The organism is Streptomyces sp. NBC_00464 (assembly GCF_036013915.1).
GTDB lineage: Bacteria > Actinomycetota > Actinomycetes > Streptomycetales > Streptomycetaceae > Streptomyces.
In genome coordinates, this window is record NZ_CP107899.1 from 7,966,028 (window position 1) to 7,985,773 (window position 19,746).

The 19,746-nt window shown below is 70.5% G+C and carries 21 protein-coding genes; 13 read left to right on the forward strand and 8 right to left on the reverse strand.

From position 1 onward, the window contains the following. Nucleotides 1–56 precede the first annotated feature (56 nt). From OG912_RS35665 to abc-f, 3 genes are all read left to right on the forward strand, one after another. Nucleotides 57–371: a DUF6191 domain-containing protein gene (locus OG912_RS35665; protein WP_326734320.1), complete on the forward strand. Its 315-nt coding sequence runs from the start codon at nucleotides 57–59 to the stop codon at nucleotides 369–371. A 123-nt stretch (nucleotides 372–494) separates the two neighbouring features. Continuing rightward, nucleotides 495–725: a hypothetical protein gene (locus OG912_RS35670; RefSeq protein WP_327712944.1), complete on the forward strand. Its 231-nt coding sequence runs from the start codon at nucleotides 495–497 to the stop codon at nucleotides 723–725. 153 nt (nucleotides 726–878) lie between these two features. Further along, nucleotides 879–2,522 carry a ribosomal protection-like ABC-F family protein gene (abc-f, locus tag OG912_RS35675; RefSeq protein ID WP_327712945.1) on the forward strand — a complete coding sequence of 548 codons (1,644 nt, stop codon included), beginning with the start codon at nucleotides 879–881 and terminating at the stop codon, nucleotides 2,520–2,522. Nucleotides 2,523–2,555: 33 nt separating this feature from the next. On the opposite strand, the gene OG912_RS35680 is transcribed toward abc-f, so the two are convergent. Genes OG912_RS35680 through dhaK form a run of 4 tightly spaced genes read right to left on the reverse strand, consistent with a single transcriptional unit; the run spans nucleotide 2,556 to nucleotide 5,189 of the window. Then, on the reverse strand, nucleotides 2,556–3,071 hold the full coding sequence (locus OG912_RS35680) for an NUDIX domain-containing protein (protein WP_327712946.1): 516 nt from the start codon (nucleotides 3,069–3,071) through the stop codon (nucleotides 2,556–2,558). 50 nt (nucleotides 3,072–3,121) lie between these two features. Then, nucleotides 3,122–3,532: a PTS-dependent dihydroxyacetone kinase phosphotransferase subunit DhaM gene (locus OG912_RS35685; RefSeq protein ID WP_327712947.1), complete on the reverse strand. Its 411-nt coding sequence runs from the start codon at nucleotides 3,530–3,532 to the stop codon at nucleotides 3,122–3,124. Beyond that, a complete protein-coding gene (gene dhaL / locus OG912_RS35690) occupies nucleotides 3,529–4,143 on the reverse strand; it encodes a dihydroxyacetone kinase subunit DhaL (RefSeq protein WP_327712948.1) in 615 nt (204 codons plus the stop codon). The genes OG912_RS35685 and dhaL overlap by 4 nt, the downstream gene beginning before the upstream one ends. Before the next feature lie 53 nt (nucleotides 4,144–4,196). Further along, a complete protein-coding gene (dhaK, locus tag OG912_RS35695; protein ID WP_327712949.1) occupies nucleotides 4,197–5,189 on the reverse strand; it encodes a dihydroxyacetone kinase subunit DhaK in 993 nt (330 codons plus the stop codon). A gap of 179 nt (nucleotides 5,190–5,368) precedes the next feature. Between dhaK and OG912_RS35700 the strand changes: the two genes are divergently transcribed. Together OG912_RS35700 and OG912_RS35705 are read left to right on the forward strand one after the other, a co-directional pair. Next, complete coding sequence (locus OG912_RS35700; RefSeq protein WP_443061057.1) at nucleotides 5,369–6,658, forward strand: MFS transporter; 1,290 nt, start codon at nucleotides 5,369–5,371, stop codon at nucleotides 6,656–6,658. Between the two features lie 131 nt (nucleotides 6,659–6,789). Next, a complete protein-coding gene (locus OG912_RS35705; RefSeq protein ID WP_327712950.1) occupies nucleotides 6,790–7,335 on the forward strand; it encodes a DUF1697 domain-containing protein in 546 nt (181 codons plus the stop codon). A gap of 11 nt (nucleotides 7,336–7,346) precedes the next feature. Here OG912_RS35705 and OG912_RS35710 read toward each other — a convergent pair whose 3' ends face one another. Beyond that, a complete protein-coding gene (locus OG912_RS35710) occupies nucleotides 7,347–7,769 on the reverse strand; it encodes an arsenate reductase ArsC (protein WP_327712951.1) in 423 nt (140 codons plus the stop codon). A 109-nt stretch (nucleotides 7,770–7,878) separates the two neighbouring features. Between OG912_RS35710 and OG912_RS35715 the strand changes: the two genes are divergently transcribed. Further along, nucleotides 7,879–8,187: an ArsR/SmtB family transcription factor gene (locus tag OG912_RS35715; protein ID WP_327712952.1), complete on the forward strand. Its 309-nt coding sequence runs from the start codon at nucleotides 7,879–7,881 to the stop codon at nucleotides 8,185–8,187. Further along, on the forward strand, nucleotides 8,184–9,311 hold the full coding sequence (gene arsB, locus OG912_RS35720) for an ACR3 family arsenite efflux transporter (RefSeq protein ID WP_327712953.1): 1,128 nt from the start codon (nucleotides 8,184–8,186) through the stop codon (nucleotides 9,309–9,311). The genes OG912_RS35715 and arsB overlap by 4 nt, the downstream gene beginning before the upstream one ends. 48 nt (nucleotides 9,312–9,359) lie before the next feature. Here the strand turns inward: arsB and OG912_RS35725 are convergent, their stop codons facing one another. After that, complete coding sequence (locus OG912_RS35725) at nucleotides 9,360–9,725, reverse strand: ArsR/SmtB family transcription factor (protein WP_327712954.1); 366 nt, start codon at nucleotides 9,723–9,725, stop codon at nucleotides 9,360–9,362. Nucleotides 9,726–9,829: 104 nt separating this feature from the next. Between OG912_RS35725 and OG912_RS35730 the strand changes: the two genes are divergently transcribed. Continuing rightward, a complete protein-coding gene (locus OG912_RS35730; RefSeq protein ID WP_327712955.1) occupies nucleotides 9,830–11,230 on the forward strand; it encodes an NAD(P)-binding domain-containing protein in 1,401 nt (466 codons plus the stop codon). A 79-nt stretch (nucleotides 11,231–11,309) separates the two neighbouring features. On the opposite strand, the gene OG912_RS35735 is transcribed toward OG912_RS35730, so the two are convergent. Further along, entirely contained in the window at nucleotides 11,310–11,705 is a 396-nt protein-coding gene (locus OG912_RS35735) for a TOBE domain-containing protein (protein ID WP_327712956.1), read from the reverse strand. A gap of 143 nt (nucleotides 11,706–11,848) precedes the next feature. Between OG912_RS35735 and OG912_RS35740 the strand changes: the two genes are divergently transcribed. Both OG912_RS35740 and OG912_RS35745 read left to right on the forward strand, forming a co-directional pair. Beyond that, entirely contained in the window at nucleotides 11,849–13,354 is a 1,506-nt protein-coding gene (locus OG912_RS35740; RefSeq protein ID WP_327712957.1) for an MFS transporter, read from the forward strand. Nucleotides 13,355–13,363: 9 nt separating this feature from the next. Next, entirely contained in the window at nucleotides 13,364–14,395 is a 1,032-nt protein-coding gene (locus tag OG912_RS35745; protein WP_327712958.1) for a glutathione S-transferase family protein, read from the forward strand. A 6-nt stretch (nucleotides 14,396–14,401) separates the two neighbouring features. Here the strand turns inward: OG912_RS35745 and OG912_RS35750 are convergent, their stop codons facing one another. Next, nucleotides 14,402–14,911 carry a tetratricopeptide repeat protein gene (locus OG912_RS35750; protein WP_327712959.1) on the reverse strand — a complete coding sequence of 170 codons (510 nt, stop codon included), beginning with the start codon at nucleotides 14,909–14,911 and terminating at the stop codon, nucleotides 14,402–14,404. Between the two features lie 128 nt (nucleotides 14,912–15,039). On the opposite strand from OG912_RS35750, the gene OG912_RS35755 reads away from it, so the two are divergent. The 3 genes from OG912_RS35755 to OG912_RS35765 all read left to right on the forward strand — a co-directional run bounded on the left by OG912_RS35755 (nucleotide 15,040) and on the right by OG912_RS35765 (nucleotide 19,714). After that, nucleotides 15,040–17,262, forward strand: a complete 2,223-nt coding sequence (locus tag OG912_RS35755; RefSeq protein ID WP_326734302.1) for an NADP-dependent isocitrate dehydrogenase — start codon at nucleotides 15,040–15,042, stop codon at nucleotides 17,260–17,262. Between the two features lie 344 nt (nucleotides 17,263–17,606). Then, nucleotides 17,607–19,337, forward strand: coding sequence for an aa3-type cytochrome oxidase subunit I (gene ctaD / locus OG912_RS35760; protein ID WP_327712960.1), 1,731 nt, complete (start codon nucleotides 17,607–17,609; stop codon nucleotides 19,335–19,337). A 29-nt stretch (nucleotides 19,338–19,366) separates the two neighbouring features. Then, the gene (locus OG912_RS35765; RefSeq protein WP_327712961.1) at nucleotides 19,367–19,714 is read left to right on the forward strand and encodes a hypothetical protein; all 348 of its coding nucleotides are present in this window, start codon (nucleotides 19,367–19,369) and stop codon (nucleotides 19,712–19,714) included. Nucleotides 19,715–19,746: the final 32 nt, after the last annotated feature.

The window sequence follows — 19,746 nt, forward strand, 5'->3', positions numbered from 1 at the left end:
CATCGTCATACCCGCGGCCGATGTGCGTCGCATTGCTCCGGAGGGACACTGCCCGCATGGAATTCGCTGCTCTGATGACGCTGCCCGTACTGGTGATCGGCCTGACCGCCGTCGCCTTTCTGGACCAGCTGCTGCTTCGCGCGGGCCGGGCCGGTCTGCTGCCGTGGCGCAACAGTGCCCGGCAGGGCCAGATCTCGGCGACCGGATTCGAGCAGTTGCACGCGACGTTCTCGCCAGGCAAGCAGAGCGAGCTCAAGGAACGTCAGAGCGCCCTGCTGCTGCGTGACGACGAGGAGGACGGCGCCCCGCCCCACCGTTCCACCGTCGACCTCGACGGCGGCCTCGCCGTCATCCGCCTGCCGGGGGAGTGAAGGGGCAGTATCCGCGGGTGGTGCCGCGCGCCCCGCTTCATCGCGCCGCGACCAGCGGCCGGAGCCGGCTGTCGCGCAGCGGCGGGCCGCTGTCCGGCAGGCCGCGGTTCAAGGAAGGCCGGCTTGACCAGGTCGTTGACGAGTTACTCGGCCACCACGGCCACCACGGCCACCACGGCCACCACGGCCGGCGGGGTACACGGAGCCATGGCGGTGTGTGCGCGATCCGCGGGCCGCGAGCGCCACCAGGACGCCGGCATCAGCAGAGCGAACAGGGCCGGGCCGCAGCCCGACCAGCCGGCGCAGCGCCCCGGCTACACTGCCCTCATGGGTTCGTACTACTTCTTCCGCTGATTCCGGGCAGGGTCGCCGCCGCGCGACGCCGAGCCGTCACCTCGTGACGCCGGGCCGCGCCGCGCCCCGCCCTCCCATCGGACCGTCCGGAAGCCCCGCCCGACGCGCCCTCCCACGGGCCGCCGAGGCACGTACCCCCAGGGACAAGCAGCCATGCCCCTCCCGCACGACCACCCCCAGCTGACCCTCAAGGACGTCTCCAGGACATACGGAGACCGTGCCGTCCTCGACCAGGTGTCCCTCACCGTCCGCCCCGGCGACCGCGTCGGTGTCATCGGCGAGAACGGATCCGGGAAGTCCACCCTCCTGCGGCTGATCGCCGGTGCCGAGACGCCCGACAGCGGCGAGATCACCGTCCGCTTCCACGGCGGCACCGGCTACCTCTCCCAGACGCTCGCCCTCGACCCCTCCCGCACCGTCCAGGACGCCGTCGACGCCGCCCTCGCCGAACTGCGGGCACTGGAGCGGCGGATCCGCGCCGCCGAAGAGACACTTGCCGCACCCGGAGAAGTCGACGACGCACAACTGGCCATGTACGGAGACCTGCTGACCGAGTACGAGGAGCGCGGCGGATATCAGGCCGATGCCCGGACCGACGCCGCTCTGCACGGCCTCGGACTCGCGTACCTCACCCGGGAGCGGACGCTCGGCAGCCTCTCCGGGGGCGAACAGTCCAGGCTGGCGCTCGCCTGCGTCCTGGCGGCAGGGCCCGAACTGCTGCTCCTCGACGAGCCGACCAACCACCTCGACCTCCGGGCCACCACCTGGCTGGAGGACCAGCTGCGCGCCCACCGCGGCACCCTCGTCGTGATCACCCACGACCGCGCCTTCCTGGAACGGACCACCACCGTGATCATCGAGGTCGACCGCGATCTGCGCAGCGTCGTCCGGTACGGGGACGGCTGGGACGGCTACCGCACGGCGAAGGCCGCGGCACGCCGCCGCTGGGCCCAGGACCACCAGGAGTGGCTGGACGAGCTGGCCCGGACCGAAGAACTCGTGAACGCCGCGGGACAGCGGCTCGCCGCCACCGGAAAGGACCCGGGGGAGGGCTGGGGCAAGCACCGCCGCTCGCACGAGGCGAAGCTGTCAGGTCAGGTCAGGGCGGCCAGAACACGGTTGGAAGGGCTGCGCAGGGCGCCGGTGCCGGCTCCGCCCCAGCCACTGCGGTTCTCCGCCGGTCCGACCCTGGCCTCCGGCGGCGACCGGGAGCCGGGGCCACTCGTGGAGCTCGCGGCCGTCGTGGTGGGCGACCGGCTGAGCATGCCGGCGCTGAGGGTGGACAGCGGGCAGCGCCTGCTGGTCACCGGGGCGAACGGGGCCGGGAAATCGACCCTCCTGAGGGTTCTGGCGGGCGACCTGGCCCCCGCATCGGGCACGGTGCGTCGCCGGGCCCGGATCGGCTATCTCCCACAGGAACTCCCCGCCCGGCCGACCCGGCGCACCCTGCTGGACACCTTCGCGGCCGGACGGCCCGGTCACGCCGACGAGTACACCGACATGCTTCTCGCACTCGGCCTCTTCCGCCCGGAGGACCTGTCGGTCCCGGTTGCCGCGCTGTCCATCGGACAACAGCGCAGACTGGCGCTGGCCCGGCTGGTCACCAGGCCCGCCGATCTGCTGGTGCTGGACGAACCGACCAACCACATCGCCCTGGCGCTGGTGGAGGAGCTGGAGGCGGCGCTGGCGGCGTACGAAGGAGCCGTCGTGGTCGTCTCGCACGACCGCAGCTTCCGCAGCCGCTTCACCGGCGACCGGCTTGAGCTTCATGCGGGCAGGCCGGTCGCCCGCACCTGACCGCGGCGACGCACGACGACGGGGCGGGCGGGCTCAGGCCCCGTCGCCGTGCGCGGGAGGGGTGCCCCGGCCGCCCGCCAGATGGTCCCGCAGCCGGTCCACGAAGACCCGCTGGCCCTTGACGAGCCGCTCGGCCGCGACCTCCGGCGCGCACCAGGCGAACCGGTCGATCTCGGGGAACTCCCGCTGCACACCCGACCCCCGCGGCCACTCCATGGTGAACGTCCCAGGCACCGCCGTGGCCGGATCGAGGTCGGCCTCCACGGCCCACACCGTCACGGTCTTGCCGCCGGCCTGACGCGATTCGCCCAGGGCCACCCATGCGCCGTCCGGCACCGGGTGGCCGAACTCCTCCTCGAACTCCCGCCGTGCCGCCGCCTCCGCTCCCTCCTCGGGGCCGTACTCGCCCTTGGGGACCGACCACGCCGCACTCTCCCGACGCGCCCAGAACGGTCCGCCCATGTGCCCGACGAGGACCTCGAAGCCGGTGCCGCGGCGGCGGAACAGGAGAAGTCCGGCGCTGCGTCCTGGGGAAGTGTGGGCTGCCATGCCGTCAAGTGTGTGGCGGCAGACCCGACGCCGTACGGACGACAGGCCGCCTACGCCTTGCGGTAGTCGTACGCCTCCGAGGCCGCGGCCACCACCGCGTCGAGGTCGCCGCCGGCCGACGCGGTGACCACGGCGGCCACCGCACCCTCCACGAAGGGCGCGTCCACCAGGCGTGCCCCGTCCGGGAGCTCGTCGCCCTCGGCCAGCATCGCCTTCACCGTGAGGACGGCGCTGCCCAGGTCGACGAGCACCGCGACCCCCGCACCGCCGTCGACGGACCGGGCCGCCTCCGCGATGAGCTCCGCGCTGGTCCCGAGCCCGCCCGCGGGCGTACCGCCGGCCGCGGCCACCGGCGCCGTCGCCCCGCCCGCCGCGAGCCCCCTCGCCAGCTCGGCGACCGACTCGGCCACCGGACCGCTGTGCGACACCAGCACGATCCCGACCTGCCTGTCCGCGCTCATGCGCCACCTCCCACCGCGCCGGCGGTCTCCGCGAGCGCGTCGATCAGCAGCGCGGACGATGTCGCCCCCGGATCCTGATGCCCGATGCTCCGCTCACCCAGATAGCTCGCCCGGCCCTTGCGCGCCTGCAGGGGGACGGTCGCCAGCGCGCCGGCCAGGGCCGCGTCCCGGCCTGCCTCGAACGACGTTCCGAGCGCTTCGACCGCCGGCAGCAGCGCATCGAGCATCGTCTTGTCGCCTGCCTGCGCACCGCCCAGCTGGGCCACCGCCGCCACACCTGCCCCGAGCGCCCGGGCCAGCTCCTCGGCGGTGACGGCGGGAGCATCACCCAGTTCCTTGCCCGTGCGCCGCAGCAGCGTCCCGTACAGCGGCCCCGATGCCCCGCCGACGGTCGAGATCAACTGCCGTCCGGCGAGCATCAGCACGGCGCCCGGTGTCTGCGGCGGCTCCTTGTCCAGGGCTGCCGCGACCGCGGTGAAACCACGCTGCAGGTTGCTGCCGTGGTCGGCGTCCCCGATCGCGGAGTCGAGTTCGGTCAGATGCGCCGCCTCACGGTCGACCGAGGCCGCGGTCGTGGACATCCAGCGGTGGAAGAAATCGGCGTCGAGCACATGCGCTCCTCGGTACGTCGGACGAAAGGGCATTCCGGGAGGGGCCAGGCGGGTCAACGGCCCCAGCGCAGTGCGGGTGTCTGCACCGGCGCGTCCCAGAGCCGTGCCAACTCCTCGTCCACCTGGCAGAGCGTCACCGAGCAGCCCGCCATGTCGAGCGAGGTCACGTAGTTCCCCACGAGGGTACGGGCCACCACCACACCGCGCTCGGAGAGCACCCGCTGCACCTCGGCGTTGAATCCGTACAGCTCCAGCAACGGTGTCGCCCCCATCCCGTTGACGAGCGCGATGACCGGTCCCTGCGGCCGCAGGTCCTCCAGCACCGCGTCCACCGCGAAGTCGGCGATCTCCCGTGACGTCATCATCGGGCGCCGCTCCCGTCCGGGCTCGCCGTGGATCCCCACCCCGAGTTCGAGTTCGCCGGGCGGCAGATCGAAGGTGGGGGAGCCCTTGGCGGGCGTGGTCACCGAGGTCAGCGCCACCCCGAAACTCCGCGACGCCTCGTTGACCTGCCGCGCGAGGGCCGCCACCCGGTCCAGCGGTGCGCCCTCCTCCGCCGCCGCCCCGGCGATCTTCTCGACGAACAGGGTCGCTCCCGTGCCCCTTCGCCCGGCCGTGAAGAGGCTGTCGGTCACGGCCACGTCGTCATTGACGAGCACCTGGGCGACCCGCACCCCCTCCTCGTCGGCGAGTTCGGCGGCCATCTCGAAGTTGAGCACGTCACCGGTGTAGTTCTTCACGACGAACAACACGCCCGCACCGCTGTCGACGGCGGCGGCGGCCCGCACCATCTGATCAGGAACGGGAGAGGTGAACACCTCACCCGGGCAGGCGGCCGACAGCATTCCGGGGCCCACGAACCCGGCATGGAGCGGCTCGTGCCCGGACCCGCCACCGGAGACCAGAGCTACCTTTCCGGCCACCGGGGCGTCGCGTCGTACGACGACACGGTTCTCGACGTCCACGGTCAGTTCGGGATGGGCGGCGGCCATGCCGCGCAGCCCGTCGGCGACCACGGTTTCGGGGACGTTGATCAGCATGCGCAACGGAATCTCCCAGGAAGGCTGTCGACGGTGGACCACCACCGTAGGACGCCGGAGGTCCCGTGCGAAGAACCGCACCTGCCCGCTCGTGCGCGATGTCCCCGGTGCGGCCGGAAAATGACGGGCCCCTCAGCACCTTGAGGCATACCGTCGAGGCCGGGCCGGACCGAGGAGGGTGCGCAGTGGGTGCAGGTGAAGGGCCGCAGAAGGAGACGGCGACGGCAGCGGGTGAACCTGTTTCCTCTTCACTCCGGAGAAACCCCGACTACCGCATGTTCCTGGTGATCCAGGCCCTGTCCGCCCTCGGTGACTCCTTCTCGTACGTGGCGATTCCGCTCCTGGTGCTGCACAGCACGGGGTCGGTGGTCCAGATGGGGGCCGTCACCGGCCTCACCGGAGTCGCGTCCATCGTCACGGGTGTGTTCGCGGGGGTGATCGCGGACCGGTTCGACCGCAAGCGGCTCCTGATGATCAGCGACGGGGCCCGCTGTCTGCTCTACGCGGTCATCCCGCTGGTCTGGCTGTTCGCGACGCCGATCTGGCTGATCTACCTCATCGTGCCGGTCGTCGGTGTCTTCGCCATGCTCTTCCAGGTCACCTACGTGACCGTGGTCCCGGCCATCGTGGGGCCGGACCAGATCGCGCGAGCCAACGGGCATCTCTTCGCCACCTTCGCCGTCGCCGGAGTCGCCGGTCCGGCACTCGCAGGCTTCGTGGCCGCGGCCGCCGGTCCGGCCGCTGCCATCGGCATAGATTCCGTGACCTTCGCGGTCTCCGCGATCGGTGTGCTGTTCGTCAGGATCCGCACGACCCCGCGCGTCGACACCGGCAGCGCCGGACGCGGCGCGGTGCGGCGGGAGTTCCTGGCAGGCGCACGCTTTCTCCGGGCGCATCCGGTGCTCCGGCCCCTGACCGTGCTGCTGTCGCTGCTGACCTTTCTCACCTACGGGATGACGGACCTCGTCATCTATCTGCTGAAGCACGATCTCGGCCACCGCGACACCACGGTCGGCTATGTGCTGGCGGCCGGAACGGTCGGCGCGTTCATCGCCTCCGCCGTGGTCGCCCGGGTCCGTGCGCGCATGGGGTTCGGGGCGAGCTGGATCACGGCCTTCGCGCTCGCCGGCGTGGCCGTCACCTGCATGGGGCCGGCGAGGAGCGTGCCGGTGATCGCTGTTCTGATGACGGTCAACGTCATGTGCACCGGTGTTGCCGGAATCTCCTCCATGTCGCTGCGTCAGGAGGTGACCCCGAGCCGGCTGCTGGGACGGGTCACCTCCACGTTCTGGACCATCCACTCGGCTCTCGGCCCGCTGGGCGCGGCCGCTGCCACGGCGGCCGCGGCCGGATTCGGGGTCACCGCGGTCTTCGTCGTCATCGGAATCGCCGTGCTGTGCATCGCGCTGGCGGGCACGGCGACCGGGATCGCGCAGTCGGCGCCCGCCGAGCGGCCCTTGGGGGATGCCGCGTGACCCGGCAGTGAAACCTCCTGTGCGTGCGGACCTGCCGCCCCCTCAGCCGGCGGCACGCGGGCTACGCTGTCGGGCGCCGACCGTGGCTCCCCCTCTCTTTCGTGCGTCTCCTTGCGGACAGGTGATCTGATTTGCTGTACATCGCGTTCCTGCGCGGGATGAACGTGCCGGGCCGCTCGGTGAAGATGGAGTATCTGCGCAGTCTGTTCACGGACATGGGGTTCGACTCCGTACGCAGCTACATCCAGAGCGGAAACGTCTTCTTCGAGTCCGACGAGTCGGACCGGTCCGTGCTCGGCGCCCGGATCGGTGAACACCTCGAACGGGAACTCGGCTACGAGGTCGCGGTCTGTCTGCGTACGGTGCCGGAACTGGAGGCGCTGATCGCGCTCGACCCGTTCAAGGACGTCACGGTCACCGACGACCTGCGCTGCTGCGTGGTGTTCACGACCGAGCGGATCGATCCGGAGCTTTCGCTGCCGATGCTCTCTCCGAAGAAGGACATGGAGATCATCGGCAGCACCGGGTACGACGCCTTCGTCGTCTGGTATCTGATCAACGGCAAGGCGCCCGCCGCGAAGGGCTTCCAGGAGCGCGTCCTGGGCCACGACGCGACGACGCGCTTCTTCCACACCGTGGTGAAGATCCTCGCCGCGGCCAAGAAGGGCGCGGCCTGAGGGACGGGCCGTCAGCCCGCGGTGTCCGGGGCGATCTCCTCGATGAGGTTCTCGACGAGCGCCCTGATCTCGTCGCGGACGATGCGTACGGCCTCGACGCCCCGCCCGGCCGGGTCGTCCAGTTTCCAGTCGAGGTAGCGCTTGCCGGGGAAGACGGGGCAGGTGTCGCCGCAGCCCATCGTGACGCACACATCCGACTCCCGGACCGCGTCGGCCGTCAGGACCTTCGGGGTCTGCGCGGAGATGTCGATCCCTGCCTCCGCCATCGCCACGACGGCAGCGGGGTTGACGGCGTCGCCGGGGTTCGATCCTGCGGAGCGGACCTCGACGCGGTCCCCGGCCAGGTGGGCCAGCCAGGCCGCGGCCATCTGGGAGCGGCCTGCGTTGTGCACGCACACGAACAGGACGGACGGCTTGCCGCCGGGCTCGGCCATGGTGATCGTGCTCCCTCGTCGGATGACGGAACCAGCCGGAGACGAGTCAGTCCCAGTTGGCGTCAGTCCCTACTGGTATCAGTGGGCAGTGATGTGACAATATCAGCACATGCTGACTTCAGTCGATGCTGATCTGATGCGGGTGCTGAGCGATCCGCTCCGCCTCCGGATCGTGACCCTGCTGGCGCGCGAGACGCTCTGCACGACGCATCTGGTCGAGGAGACCGGTGCGAAGCAGACGAACCTGTCCAACCACATGAAGGTCCTCCGGGAGGCCGGTGTGGTCGAGACCGAGCCCTGCGGCCGCTTCACCTACTACAAGCTGCGCCCCGAGGTCCTGGCCGGTCTTTCGGCGCAGTTCGCGGCGCTGGCCGAGTCCGCCGGCGCAGCAGCTGAGAACAAGAGGGCCTGCCCGTGACTGCCGAGCGCACCGCGACGGCCCCCACGGCCGGCCGGGCCGCGGCCGGGCCCGGGGGCGACTCGATCGTCAGGAAGCTCTCCACCCTCGACCGCTACCTCGCGGTGTGGATCCTGCTCGCCATGGCCGCCGGCCTGGCGCTGGGGCGGCTGATCCCCGGGATGAACGACGCGCTGGCGAGGATCGAGGTCGGCGGCGTCTCCCTGCCGATCGCGCTCGGCCTGCTGGTGATGATGTATCCGGTGCTGGCCAAGGTCCGCTACGACAAGCTCGACACCGTCACCGGCGACCGCAGGCTGATGGTGTCCTCCCTGGTCATCAACTGGATCGTCGGACCGGCGGTCATGTTCGCCCTGGCGTGGATCTTCCTGCCCGACCTGCCCGAGTACCGCACCGGCCTGATCGTCGTCGGCCTCGCGCGCTGCATCGCCATGGTCATCATCTGGAACGACCTGGCCTGCGGCGACCGCGAGGCCGCGGCCGTCCTCGTCGCCCTGAACTCGGTCTTCCAGGTCCTGCTCTTCGGAGTGCTGGGCTGGTTCTACCTCGACCTGCTGCCCCAGTGGCTCGGCCTCGGCGACGGACAGGGCCTCGATGTCCCCGTGTGGCACATCGCCCTCAACGTCATCGTCTTCCTCGGCGTCCCGCTGCTCGCCGGATTCCTCACCCGCCGCATCGGCGAGAAGACGATGGGGCGCGGGCCCTATGAGGCGAAGTTCCTGCCGAGGATCGGGCCCTGGGCCCTGTACGGGCTGCTCTTCACGATCGTCATCCTCTTCGCTCTTCAGGGGAAGACCATCACTTCGCAACCGCTGGACGTCGTACGCATCGCACTGCCGCTGCTGGTCTACTTCGCGATCATGTTCTTCGGGTCCTTCGTGCTCGGCAAGGCCCTCGGGCTGGCCTACGACCGCACTGCGACCCTGGCCTTCACCGCGGCGGGCAACAACTTCGAGCTGGCCATCGCCGTCGCCATCGCCACCTTCGGCGTCACCTCCGGCCAGGCGCTGTCGGGTGTCGTCGGCCCGCTGATCGAGGTTCCGGTGCTGATCGGGCTGGTGTACGTCGCACTGGCCTGGCGGAACAGGTTCGCTTCGCCCGTGACGGCGGGCCGTGAGGGCTGACGTTGCGCGCCGGGCCTCGCAGGTGCTGCGAGCGGGGTGCCGGTGCCGTCAGGTCCGCAGGTCGAGCATGGCGGACATGGCTGCCACGACGGACGGCGCGACCTGGTAGTAGACCCAGGTTCCACGCCGCTCCGAGGTCAGCAGCCCCGCCTCGCGCAGTTTCTTCAGGTGATGCGACACGGTCGGCTGGGAGACGCCGACATCGGAGATGTCGCACACGCACGCCTCGCCGCCCGGATGTGACGCGACCTTGGAGAACAGGCGCAGTCGCACCGGGTCGGACAGCGCCTTGAACATCGCGGCCATTCTCTCCGCGTCGTCCTGCGACAGCTCTCCCGCGGTGATCGGCGGGCAGCACGGCACGACTGCTCCGGTCTTCAGGGCCGGCAGCTCCAGCATTTCTGACTTCGACATGCGTCTATGTTGACGCTCATCGATACGAGTGGCAAGCTCCGGATATAGACAATCATCGAAACAGCGGCCGGGATCGGTCGCCCATTCCGGAGGGCATCACCGCCATGACCACCACTGCAGACCTTCCGGTCGTCGTCATCGGCGCCGGCCCCGCCGGGCTGGCGGCCGCCGCCCACCTCGTCGAGCGCGGCATCGAACCGCTGGTCCTGGAGACCGGACCCACCGCCGCCACCGCGGTGCGCGGCTGGTCGCACGTGCGGCTGTTCTCGACGTGGGGCGAGCTCGTCGACCCGGCCGCCGAGAAGCTCCTGGCACCCACGGGATGGGCTCGGCCCGACGCGGACGCCTATCCCACCGGCGGGGACTGGGCCGAGCAGTACCTCCAGCCCCTCGCCGACGCCCTCGGGGACAAAGTCCGCTACGGGGTGACCGTCACCGGTGTCTCGCGCCTCGGCCGCGACCGGATCGTCGACGCCGACCGGGAGCAGCAGCCCTTCACTCTCCGCATCGCGCGCGCCGACGGATCCGAGGAGCGGATCCTGGGCCGCGCCGTGATCGACGCGTCCGGCACCTGGTCCACCCCCGGCCCGGTCGGCGCCGACGGACTCCCCGCCCTGGGCGAGCACGCCGCCTCCGCCCGCATCTCCTACCGCATTCCCGACCTCAAGGACCCCGCCGTCCGCGCCCGGTACGCGGGCAGGCGCACCGCCGTCATCGGCTCCGGGGCCTCCGCGTTCACCGCCCTGGCCGCCCTCGCCGACGTGGCCAAGGGCGAACCCGGCACCCACTCCGTGTGGATCCTGCGCCGCGGCATCGGCGGCTCCACCTTCGGTGGCGGAAACGCCGACCAGCTCCCTGCCCGCGGCGCCCTGGGCCTGGCCGCGAAGGCGGCCGTCGACGACGGGTACGCCGACGCCGTCACCGGCTTCCGCACCGAGATCATTGAGCCCACCGACGACGACCGCCTGATCCTCGTCGGCGAGGACGGCCGGCGCCTGGACCCGGTGGACGAGGTCATCGTCCTGACGGGCCTGCGCCCCGACCTCTCCTTCCTGTCCGAACTCCGCCTCGCCCTGGACGAGCGCCTCCAGGCGCCGGTGGAGCTCGCCCCGCTCATCGACCCGAACCAGCACTCCTGCGGCACCGTCTACCCGCACGGCCACCGCGAGCTCTCCCATCCCGAACAGGGCGTCTACCTGGTCGGCGTGAAGTCCTACGGACGCGCCCCCACCTTCCTCGCCATGACCGGCTACGAGCAGGTCCGCTCCGTCGCCGCCGCACTCGCCGGCGACACCGAGGCCGCCGACCGCGTCGAACTCACCCTCCCCGAGACCGGGGTCTGCGGCGGCGCCGGCCTCTTCGACGACCCGGCCGCCGGCCAGGCGGACGACGGGGGCTGCTGTGCGGCGCCCGCTCCGGCACTGGTGCAGATCGCCGGTGTCGCCCCGGCCGGCCCCGCCGAAGCGGCGGAGGAGTCCCGGGCCGGAGGCTGCTGCGGAGTCTGAGGGTCGCGGATCAGCGGTGCGGACGCAGCTCCGGGAGGGCGCCCCCGGCCGTCGCGGGCGCCCTCCCGGAGGGGGTGTGTCAGGTGCGGTCGATGTGCACGCTGGTCGACTTCACGCGGGCGGTCGCCGTCATGCCGACCTCCAGTCCGAGCTCCTCGACGGCCTCCCGGGTCAGCAGTGACACGAGCCGGTGCGGACCGGCCTGGATCTCCACCTGCGCCGCTACGTCCCCGAGCTTGACCGCGGTGACGATGCCCGGAAAGGCGTTGCGCGCGGAGGTGGAGGAGGTCTCTTCCTCGCCCGTGCTGTTCTGTGCGACCTCGACGGAGAACGCGGCCAGGTCGCGGCCGTCGATGAGGCGGCGACCGCTCTCCTCGCGATGGGTGGCGACGCGGCCGGCATCCGCCCAGCGCCGCGCGGTGTCCGGGCTGACGCCCAGCAGGCGGGCGGCCTGCCCAATGGTGTATGACTGCATACGCTGCACATTAGGGCTATTTATCTTGCAAATGCAAGTGTTTAAGCATGAAAAACTGGTAAGTGCGATCCGATCACTCGATCGGTGGGCCGGGTGGCCCTGCCGGGATGAGGAATCGGGGCGTGCGACCTAAGGTGCGAGCCATGGCAGAGAGCGCGGGGTACCGGGGTTCTGCGGGTCGGGATGCGGGCTCCGCCGCCGGACCGGACGCCCCCGACCCCCGGAGGTGGCAGGCGCTCGCGGTCTGCCTGGTCGCGGGCTTCATGACCCTGCTGGACGTGTCGATCGTCAACGTCGCCCTGCCGTCCATCCGGGAGGGGCTGCACACTCCGGAGTCCGATCTGCAGTGGGTGCTCTCGGGGTACTCGCTCGCCTTCGGCCTCTTCCTGATTCCCGCCGGGCGCCTCGGCGACGCCCGTGGGCGTCGCGAGGTCTTCATGACCGGACTTGTGCTCTTCACCCTGTCGTCCGCGGCCTGCGGCGCCGCCCAGTCCAGCACCTGGCTGGTGATCGCCCGACTGGTCCAGGGGCTGGCCGGCGGTCTGGTCTCGCCGCAGATCTCCGCCCTCATCCAGCAGATGTTCTCGGGGCGGGAGCGGGGCCGGGCGTTCGGCATGTTCGGCACGGTGGTCGGCATCTCCACCGCCGTCGGTCCCCTGCTGGGCGGACTGCTCATCCAGGCGGCCGGTGCCGAGGAGGGCTGGCGCTGGGTGTTCTACGTCAACCTGCCGCTCGGGCTCGTCTGCCTTCTGCTGGCGCGGCGGCTGCTGCCGGACACCCCCTCCGCAGGCCCGGTGCGGCTGCGGGACCTCGATCCCTTCGGGATCCTGCTGCTGGGCGCGGGGGTGCTGGCCCTGCTGCTCCCGTTCGTCCAGGCCCATCAGTGGCCGGGCAACGGGAAGTGGCTGCTCCTGCTGGTCGCCGCGGTACTGCTCGCCGCGTTCGTCGGCTGGGAATCCCGGTGCGGCCGCCGCGGCACCCATCCGGTCGTCGACCTCCGGCTCTTCCGCGTCCGCTCCTACTGGCTGGGCTGCCTGCTGATCCTGCTGTACTTCGCCGGATTCACCTCGATCTTCTTCATCACCACGCTCTACCTGCAGAGCGGGCTGCACTACACCGCCCTGCAGGCGGGCCTGGCGATCACCCCCTTCGCCCTGGGCTCGGCCGTCGCCGCAGGCCCCGGCGGCCGGCTGGTCGGCCGGTACGGGCGCCCCCTCGTCGTTGTGGGCATGGCCACCGTCGCGGTGGGACTGGCAGCCACCGCACTCGCCGTCCACCTGGTGCCCGGCAGGGGAGCGGGATGGGCGATGGCCGCCCCGCTGCTGCTGGCGGGACTGGGCAGCGGCCTGGTCATCGCACCCAACCAGACCCTGACCCTGTCGCAGGTGCCGGTGGCCACCGCGGGAAGCGCCGGCGGCACCCTGCAGACCGGCCAGCGCGTCGGCTCCGCGATCGGGATCGCCGCCGTGGGCTCCGTGTTCTTCGCCCAGGTGGGCTCCGCCGCCTGGTCCACCGCCTACGACCACGGACTCATCGTCTCCGTCGCCTTCGTGATCGCCGGACTCGTCGTGGCGCTGGCCGACGTGGGCGGGGCCCGGCGGGGCAGAACCCGTACACAGAAGTCCGCACCCTCCCCGGCGGACCACTAAGGAGACGCGATGAACGACCCGGACGGCACCGCCCAGGACGGCAACAGCGCGTACGGGCACAAACCCTTCAAACGGTCCCGGAGCCATTTCGCCGACCGCATCACCGCCGACGGCCAGGGCGGCCGGCCCGTCGAGGCGGGCCGCTACCGCCTCGTGGTGAGCCGCGCCTGCCCCTGGGCGAGCCGCGCCCTGGTCTCCCGCAGGCTGCTGGGCCTGGAGAGCGCGCTCTCGCTCGCCGTCGCCGACCCCTTGCAGGACGACCGCAGCTGGCGCTTCACCCTGGACCCGGACGGCCGGGACCCGGTACTCGGCATCCGATATCTGAGCGAGGCGTACGACGCCAGGGAACGCGGCTATCCGGGCGGCGTCAGCGTCCCCGCGATCGTCGACGTCCCCAGCGGCAGGCTCGTCACCAACGACTACCAGCAGATCACCCTGGATTTCGCCACCGAATGGACCGCGCTGCACCGCCCCGGGGCACCCGACCTCTACCCGGCGCCGTTGCGCGAGGAGATCGACGAGGTGATGGAAGGGATCTACCGGGACGTCAACAACGGCGTGTACCGGGCCGGATTCGCGGACGGTCAGCGCACGTACGAGAGCGCCTACGAGACGCTCTTCCGCCGCCTGGACCAGGTGTCGGACCGGCTGTCGGACCGGCGCTACCTCGTCGGCGACACGATCACCGAGGCCGACATCCGCCTCTTCACCACCCTGGTGCGCTTCGACGCCGTCTACCACGGCCACTTCAAGTGCAACCGCTCGAAACTGGCCGAGGACCCGGTCCTGTGGGCGTACACCAGAGACCTCTACCAGACCCCCGGATTCGGGGACACCGTCGACTTCCACCACATCAAGCAGCACTACTACCGCGTCCACACGGGCATCAACCCCACCGGCATCGTGCCCGTCGGGCCCGACCTTGCGGGCTGGCTGACACCGCACCACCGCGAGCAGCTCGGCGGCCGGCCGTTCGGCGACGGCACCCCGCCCGGTCCCGTGCCGACGGGCGAACAGGTCCCCCCGCGGCACCGGCCCTGAGAGGCCCTACTCCGTCTCGTCCAGGCGATCGGCGTAGTACTCGATCGCCGGACGATACGCCCGGACCTGCGGATCCTCGCTGGTGGCGGCCGACACCAGGAGCAGTGTCCGTACGGCTTCGCGGGACTCGCCCAGGTTGTACAGCGTCATGGCCAGGAACGTCCGCAGGGCGGCATCCTGCGCGAACTCGCCCAGCCCCCGGCCGAGCACCTCGCGCGCCTCCTCGTAGCGCCCCAGCACCCGCAGCGTGCTGCCGAGGCCGAGAAACGCCCCGTGGCGGTCCTCTGCCGCAAGCCCTGTTCCGCTCAGCGCGCGCTCGTAGAACGGCACGGCCTGGGCCTCGAGCCCTAGGGAATCGTGCGACCAGGCGGCCTGGTACGCGATGGCGGCATCGCGCGGATGGCGCGCCGCCAGGCTCACCAGCTCCTCGTGCGCCCGGGGAGTCTTCTCTTTGCGCAGGCGCACCGCCTGCGCAAGTGCCGCGTCCGCCGTCTCGTACTCGCTGTCGGTGCTCATGCTGCTGCACGCTGCCAGGCCGGCAGGCCCACCGCAAAATCGTGTGGGGGCAGGGCCCTGTCGAGACACGGGCGATCACGAGATATCTTGATGTCAAGCAATGTTGCAGACGTGGAGCGGAGCACAGGGTGACTGACTCGACCATCATCTATACACACACCGACGAGGCCCCGGCCCTGGCGACGTATTCGTTCCTGCCCGTGGTCGAGGCCTATGCCTCGAAGGCCGGGGTCACCGTGGAGAGCCGTGACATCTCCCTGGCGGGCCGGATCATCGCCAGTTTCCCCGATCGCCTCCAGGAGAACCAGCGCATCGACGACGCTCTTGCCGAGCTGGGCGCGCTGGCCACCACTCCCGGTGCGAACATCATCAAGCTGCCGAACATCTCGGCCTCGATCCCGCAGCTGAAGGCCGCGATCGCCGAGCTCCAGGAGCAGGGCTACGCGCTTCCGGACTACCCGGACGACCCGCAGAGCGATGAGGACAAGGACGTCCGCGCGCGCTACGACAAGGTCAAGGGCAGCGCGGTCAACCCCGTCCTGCGCGAGGGCAACTCCGACCGCCGCGCCCCCGCTTCGGTCAAGAACTACGCCAAGACCCACCCGCACCGCATGGGTGCCTGGTCGGCCGACTCCAAGACGAACGTCGCCACCATGGGCGTCGACGACTTCCGCTCGACCGAGAAGTCCGCCGTGATCGCCGAGCCCGGCTCGCTGCGCATCGAGCTGGTGGGCGACGACGGCACCACCACGGTGCTGCGCGAGTCCGTACCCGTGCTCGCCGGCGAGGTCGTGGATGCCGCCGTCATGCGCGTCGCCGCGCTGCGTGAGTTCTTCACCGCGCAGATCGCCCGGGCCAAGTCCGAGGACGTGCTCTTCTCCGTGCACCTCAAGGCCACGATGATGAAGGTCTCCGACCCGATCATCTTCGGCCACGTGGTCCGCGCCTTCTTCCCGAACACCTTCGCCAAGTACGGCGACGTCCTCGCCGCCGCGGGCCTCACCCCGAACGACGGTCTCGGCGGGATCCTCAAGGGTCTCGACTCGGTGCCTCACGTCGGCGCCGAGATCAAGGCGTCCTTCGAGGCCGAGCTCGCCGAGGGCCCCGCCCTGGCGATGGTCGACTCCGACAAGGGCATCACCAACCTGCACGTCCCCAGCGACGTCATCGTGGACGCCTCCATGCCGGCCATGATCCGCACCTCCGGCCACATGTGGGGCCCGGACGGTGGCGAGGCCGACACCATCGCCGTCCTGCCGGACAGCAGCTACGCCGGTGTCTACCAGGTCGTGATCGACGACTGCCGTGCCAACGGCGCCTTCGACCCGTCGACCATGGGCTCGGTGCCCAACGTCGGTCTGATGGCGCAGAAGGCCGAGGAGTACGGCAGCCACGACAAGACCTTCGAGATCCCCGCCACGGGCACCGTGCGCGTCGTCGACGCCGCCGGCAACGCCGTGCTGGAGCAGACCGTGGGCGCCGGTGACATCTTCCGGATGTGCCAGACCAAGGACCTGCCGATCCAGGACTGGGTCAAGCTCGCCGTCACCCGCGCCCGCGCGACCGGCAACCCGGCCGTGTTCTGGCTCGACGAGGACCGTGCGCACGACGCCCAGCTCATCACCAAGGTCAAGACCTACCTGGCGGACCACGACACCGACGGTCTCCAGATCGAGATCCTGACCCCGGAGAAGGCCACCGCCTTCTCGCTGGAGCGCATCCGCCGCGGCGAGGACACCATCTCGGTGACCGGCAACGTGCTGCGTGACTACCTCACCGACCTGTTCCCGATCCTGGAACTCGGCACCAGCGCGAAGATGCTCTCCGTCGTGCCGCTGATGAACGGCGGCGGTCTGTTCGAGACGGGCGCCGGCGGCTCCGCGCCCAAGCACGTCCAGCAGCTCGTCAAGGAGGACTACCTGCGCTGGGACAGCCTGGGCGAGTTCCTCGCCCTCGCGGTCAGCTTCGAGCACCTCGCGCAGACCACGGACAACGCGCGCGCCCAGGTCCTCGCCGACACGCTGGACCGCGCGACCGCCACGTTCCTCAACGAGGACAAGTCCCCCAGCCGCAAGCTCGGCGGCATCGACAACCGCGGCAGCCACTTCTACCTGTCCCTGTACTGGGCTCAGGAGCTGGCGCAGCAGAGCACCGACGCCGAGCTCGCGACGGCGTTCGCCCCGCTCGCCAAGACGCTGGCCGAGCAGGAGCAGACCATCGTCGGCGAACTGGTCGCAGTCCAGGGCAAGCCGGTCGACATCGGCGGTTACTACCAGCCCGACCCGGCCAAGGCCGCGGCCGTCATGCGCCCGTCGGCGACGTTCAACCAGGCGATCGCGAGCCTCGCCTGATGTGAGAAGGGCGGACGGAACGGGGGCTCCGCACCTCTGCCCCCGCCCGTACGCCCTGTGACCGCTCCGCCCCGGCCGACTCTCCGTCGAGCCGGGGCGGAGCTGTTTTCAGCACGGTTCCCGCGCGGCCCGGTTGGCCCGGCCGCCCGCGGGCCGGGGGACGCCCTGACGAGTGAAAGTGGCGCCGTGGCGGGCGCCGGGCCGCCTTGGGCGGGCCCGTGGCTGGTTTGCTGCAACCGGAATCACGCGCGACGCGCGGGGAGGGCCGTTCGGCCGACCCGATGGAAGCGGCGCCACACCGGGTGCGCAGCCCACCCGCGGCAGACAACCGAAGGAGCGTCCCAGTGACGACGACGGGCACAGCAGAGCCGACGGACGAAGAGGAGTCGTACGCCAACGAGCTTCCGGTGCACGGCAAGGAGCCGGGAAACGTCGTCATCAAGTGGCTGACCACCACCGACCACAAGACGATCGGCTCGCTGTACCTGGTCACCTCGTTCGCGTTCTTCCTCATCGGCGGCCTGCTCGCACTCGTCATGCGCGCCGAGCTGGCCCGCCCGGGCACGCAGCTCGTGTCGAACGAGCAGTTCAACCAGGCGTTCACCATCCACGGCACGATCATGCTGCTGATGTTCGCGACGCCGCTGTTCGCCGGATTCACCAATTGGATCATGCCGCTGCAGATCGGCGCGCCCGATGTGGCGTTCCCGCGGCTGAACATGTTCGCGTACTGGCTGTACCTCTTCGGTTCGCTGCTCGTGGTGGCCGGCTTCCTCACCCCGCAGGGCGCGGCCGACTTCGGCTGGTTCGCCTACTCCCCGCTGACGGACGCGATCCGCTCGCCGGGGGTCGGCTCCGACATGTGGATCATGGGCCTGGCCTTCTCCGGCTTCGGCACGATCCTCGGTTCGGTCAACTTCATCACCACGATCATCTGCATGCGCGCACCCGGCATGACGATGTTCCGCATGCCGATCTTCGTCTGGAACGTCCTGCTGACCGGTGTGCTGGTCCTGCTCGCCTTCCCGGTCCTCGCCGCGGCGCTCCTGGCGCTGGAGGCGGACCGGAAGTTCGGTGCGCACGTCTTCGACGCGGCCAACGGCGGCGCGCTGCTCTGGCAGCACCTGTTCTGGTTCTTCGGCCATCCGGAGGTGTACATCATCGCGCTCCCGTTCTTCGGGATCGTCAGTGAGATCATCCCCGTCTTCAGCCGCAAACCGATCTTCGGCTACATCGGCCTGATCGGCGCGACGATCGCCATCGCCGGGCTGTCCGCGACCGTGTGGGCCCACCACATGTACGTGACCGGTGCGGTGCTGCTGCCGTTCTTCTCCTTCATGACGTTCCTCATCGCGGTGCCCACCGGGGTGAAGTTCTTCAACTGGATCGGCACGATGTGGAAGGGCTCGCTGTCCTTCGAGACACCGATGCTCTGGTCGATCGGCTTCCTCGTGACGTTCCTCTTCGGCGGTCTGACCGGTGTCATCCTGGCTTCGCCGCCGATGGACTTCCACGTCTCGGACTCGTATTTCGTGGTCGCGCACTTCCACTACGTCGTCTTCGGCACCGTGGTGTTCGCGATGTTCGCCGGATTCCACTTCTGGTGGCCGAAGTTCACCGGCAAGATGCTGGACGAGCGGCTCGGAAAGATCACCTTCTGGACGCTGTTCGTCGGCTTCCACGGCACGTTCCTGGTGCAGCACTGGCTGGGCGCAGAGGGGATGCCACGTCGATACGCGGACTACCTCGCCAGCGACGGCTTCACCGCGCTGAACACGATCTCGACGGTCTCCTCGTTCCTGCTCGGCCTGTCGATGCTGCCTTTCCTCTACAACGTGTGGAAGACGGCGAAGTACGGGAAGCCGGTCGGGGTCGACGACCCGTGGGGCTACGGCCGTTCGCTGGAGTGGGCGACCTCCTGCCCGCCGCCGCGGCACAATTTCCTCACACTGCCCCGGATCCGTTCCGAATCCCCGGCGTTCGACCTGCACCACCCCTCCGTACGCGAACTCGACGAGGCCGCGAACCGCGGTGACCGCTCCGCGACGGTGGCGCCGGGGGACAGGCAGGCGTGAGCAGGACAGCCGGGGAGGAGGAGAGACGCATGGGTCCCGATCCCGAGAAGGACAGCGCCCGCGGTCTGGCCCAGATGGAGGGCTATCTGCTGTGGAACGCCGAGGCCGAGGAGGCACGGCGGCGCGCCCGCCGCTTCACCGACGAGCTGCCGTGGCTGACGACGGCCCAGCGCGAGGACGTGGAGCGGGTCTACACGGCCGACCGGGCCGCCGCCTCGCGGGCCATGTTCGTACGCGTCTCGGTCCGTGCCGCCGAGCTGCGTGGTGAGTACAGCGAGCGCTATCAGAGGCTCAGGAGGCGGTGCGTCGCCGCCGCGGTGGTCTGCGCGGGCACGGCGGGAGGCGCCTGCACCGTTGTGACGTACCTGGCCAGATAGACGGCCGACGTCGTCCGTTCTGCCGTCCCAGC

What these genes read in the sequence shown, in the direction of transcription:
- OG912_RS35665 (WP_326734320.1), top strand. Translation starts at nt 57, where the DNA reads ATGGAATTCGCTGCTCTGATGACGCTGCCCGTACTGGTGATCGGCCTG.
- abc-f (WP_327712945.1), top strand. Translation starts at nt 879, where the DNA reads ATGCCCCTCCCGCACGACCACCCCCAGCTGACCCTCAAGGACGTCTCC.
- OG912_RS35680 (WP_327712946.1), bottom strand. Translation starts at nt 3,071, where the DNA reads ATGGCAGCCCACACTTCCCCAGGACGCAGCGCCGGACTTCTCCTGTTC.
- OG912_RS35685 (WP_327712947.1), bottom strand. Translation starts at nt 3,532, where the DNA reads ATGAGCGCGGACAGGCAGGTCGGGATCGTGCTGGTGTCGCACAGCGGT.
- OG912_RS35710 (WP_327712951.1), bottom strand. Translation starts at nt 7,769, where the DNA reads ATGGCCGAGCCCGGCGGCAAGCCGTCCGTCCTGTTCGTGTGCGTGCAC.
- OG912_RS35715 (WP_327712952.1), top strand. Translation starts at nt 7,879, where the DNA reads ATGCTGACTTCAGTCGATGCTGATCTGATGCGGGTGCTGAGCGATCCG.
- OG912_RS35725 (WP_327712954.1), bottom strand. Translation starts at nt 9,725, where the DNA reads ATGTCGAAGTCAGAAATGCTGGAGCTGCCGGCCCTGAAGACCGGAGCA.
- OG912_RS35730 (WP_327712955.1), top strand. Translation starts at nt 9,830, where the DNA reads ATGACCACCACTGCAGACCTTCCGGTCGTCGTCATCGGCGCCGGCCCC.
- OG912_RS35735 (WP_327712956.1), bottom strand. Translation starts at nt 11,705, where the DNA reads ATGCAGTCATACACCATTGGGCAGGCCGCCCGCCTGCTGGGCGTCAGC.
- OG912_RS35740 (WP_327712957.1), top strand. Translation starts at nt 11,849, where the DNA reads ATGGCAGAGAGCGCGGGGTACCGGGGTTCTGCGGGTCGGGATGCGGGC.
- OG912_RS35745 (WP_327712958.1), top strand. Translation starts at nt 13,364, where the DNA reads ATGAACGACCCGGACGGCACCGCCCAGGACGGCAACAGCGCGTACGGG.
- OG912_RS35750 (WP_327712959.1), bottom strand. Translation starts at nt 14,911, where the DNA reads ATGAGCACCGACAGCGAGTACGAGACGGCGGACGCGGCACTTGCGCAG.
- OG912_RS35765 (WP_327712961.1), top strand. Translation starts at nt 19,367, where the DNA reads ATGGGTCCCGATCCCGAGAAGGACAGCGCCCGCGGTCTGGCCCAGATG.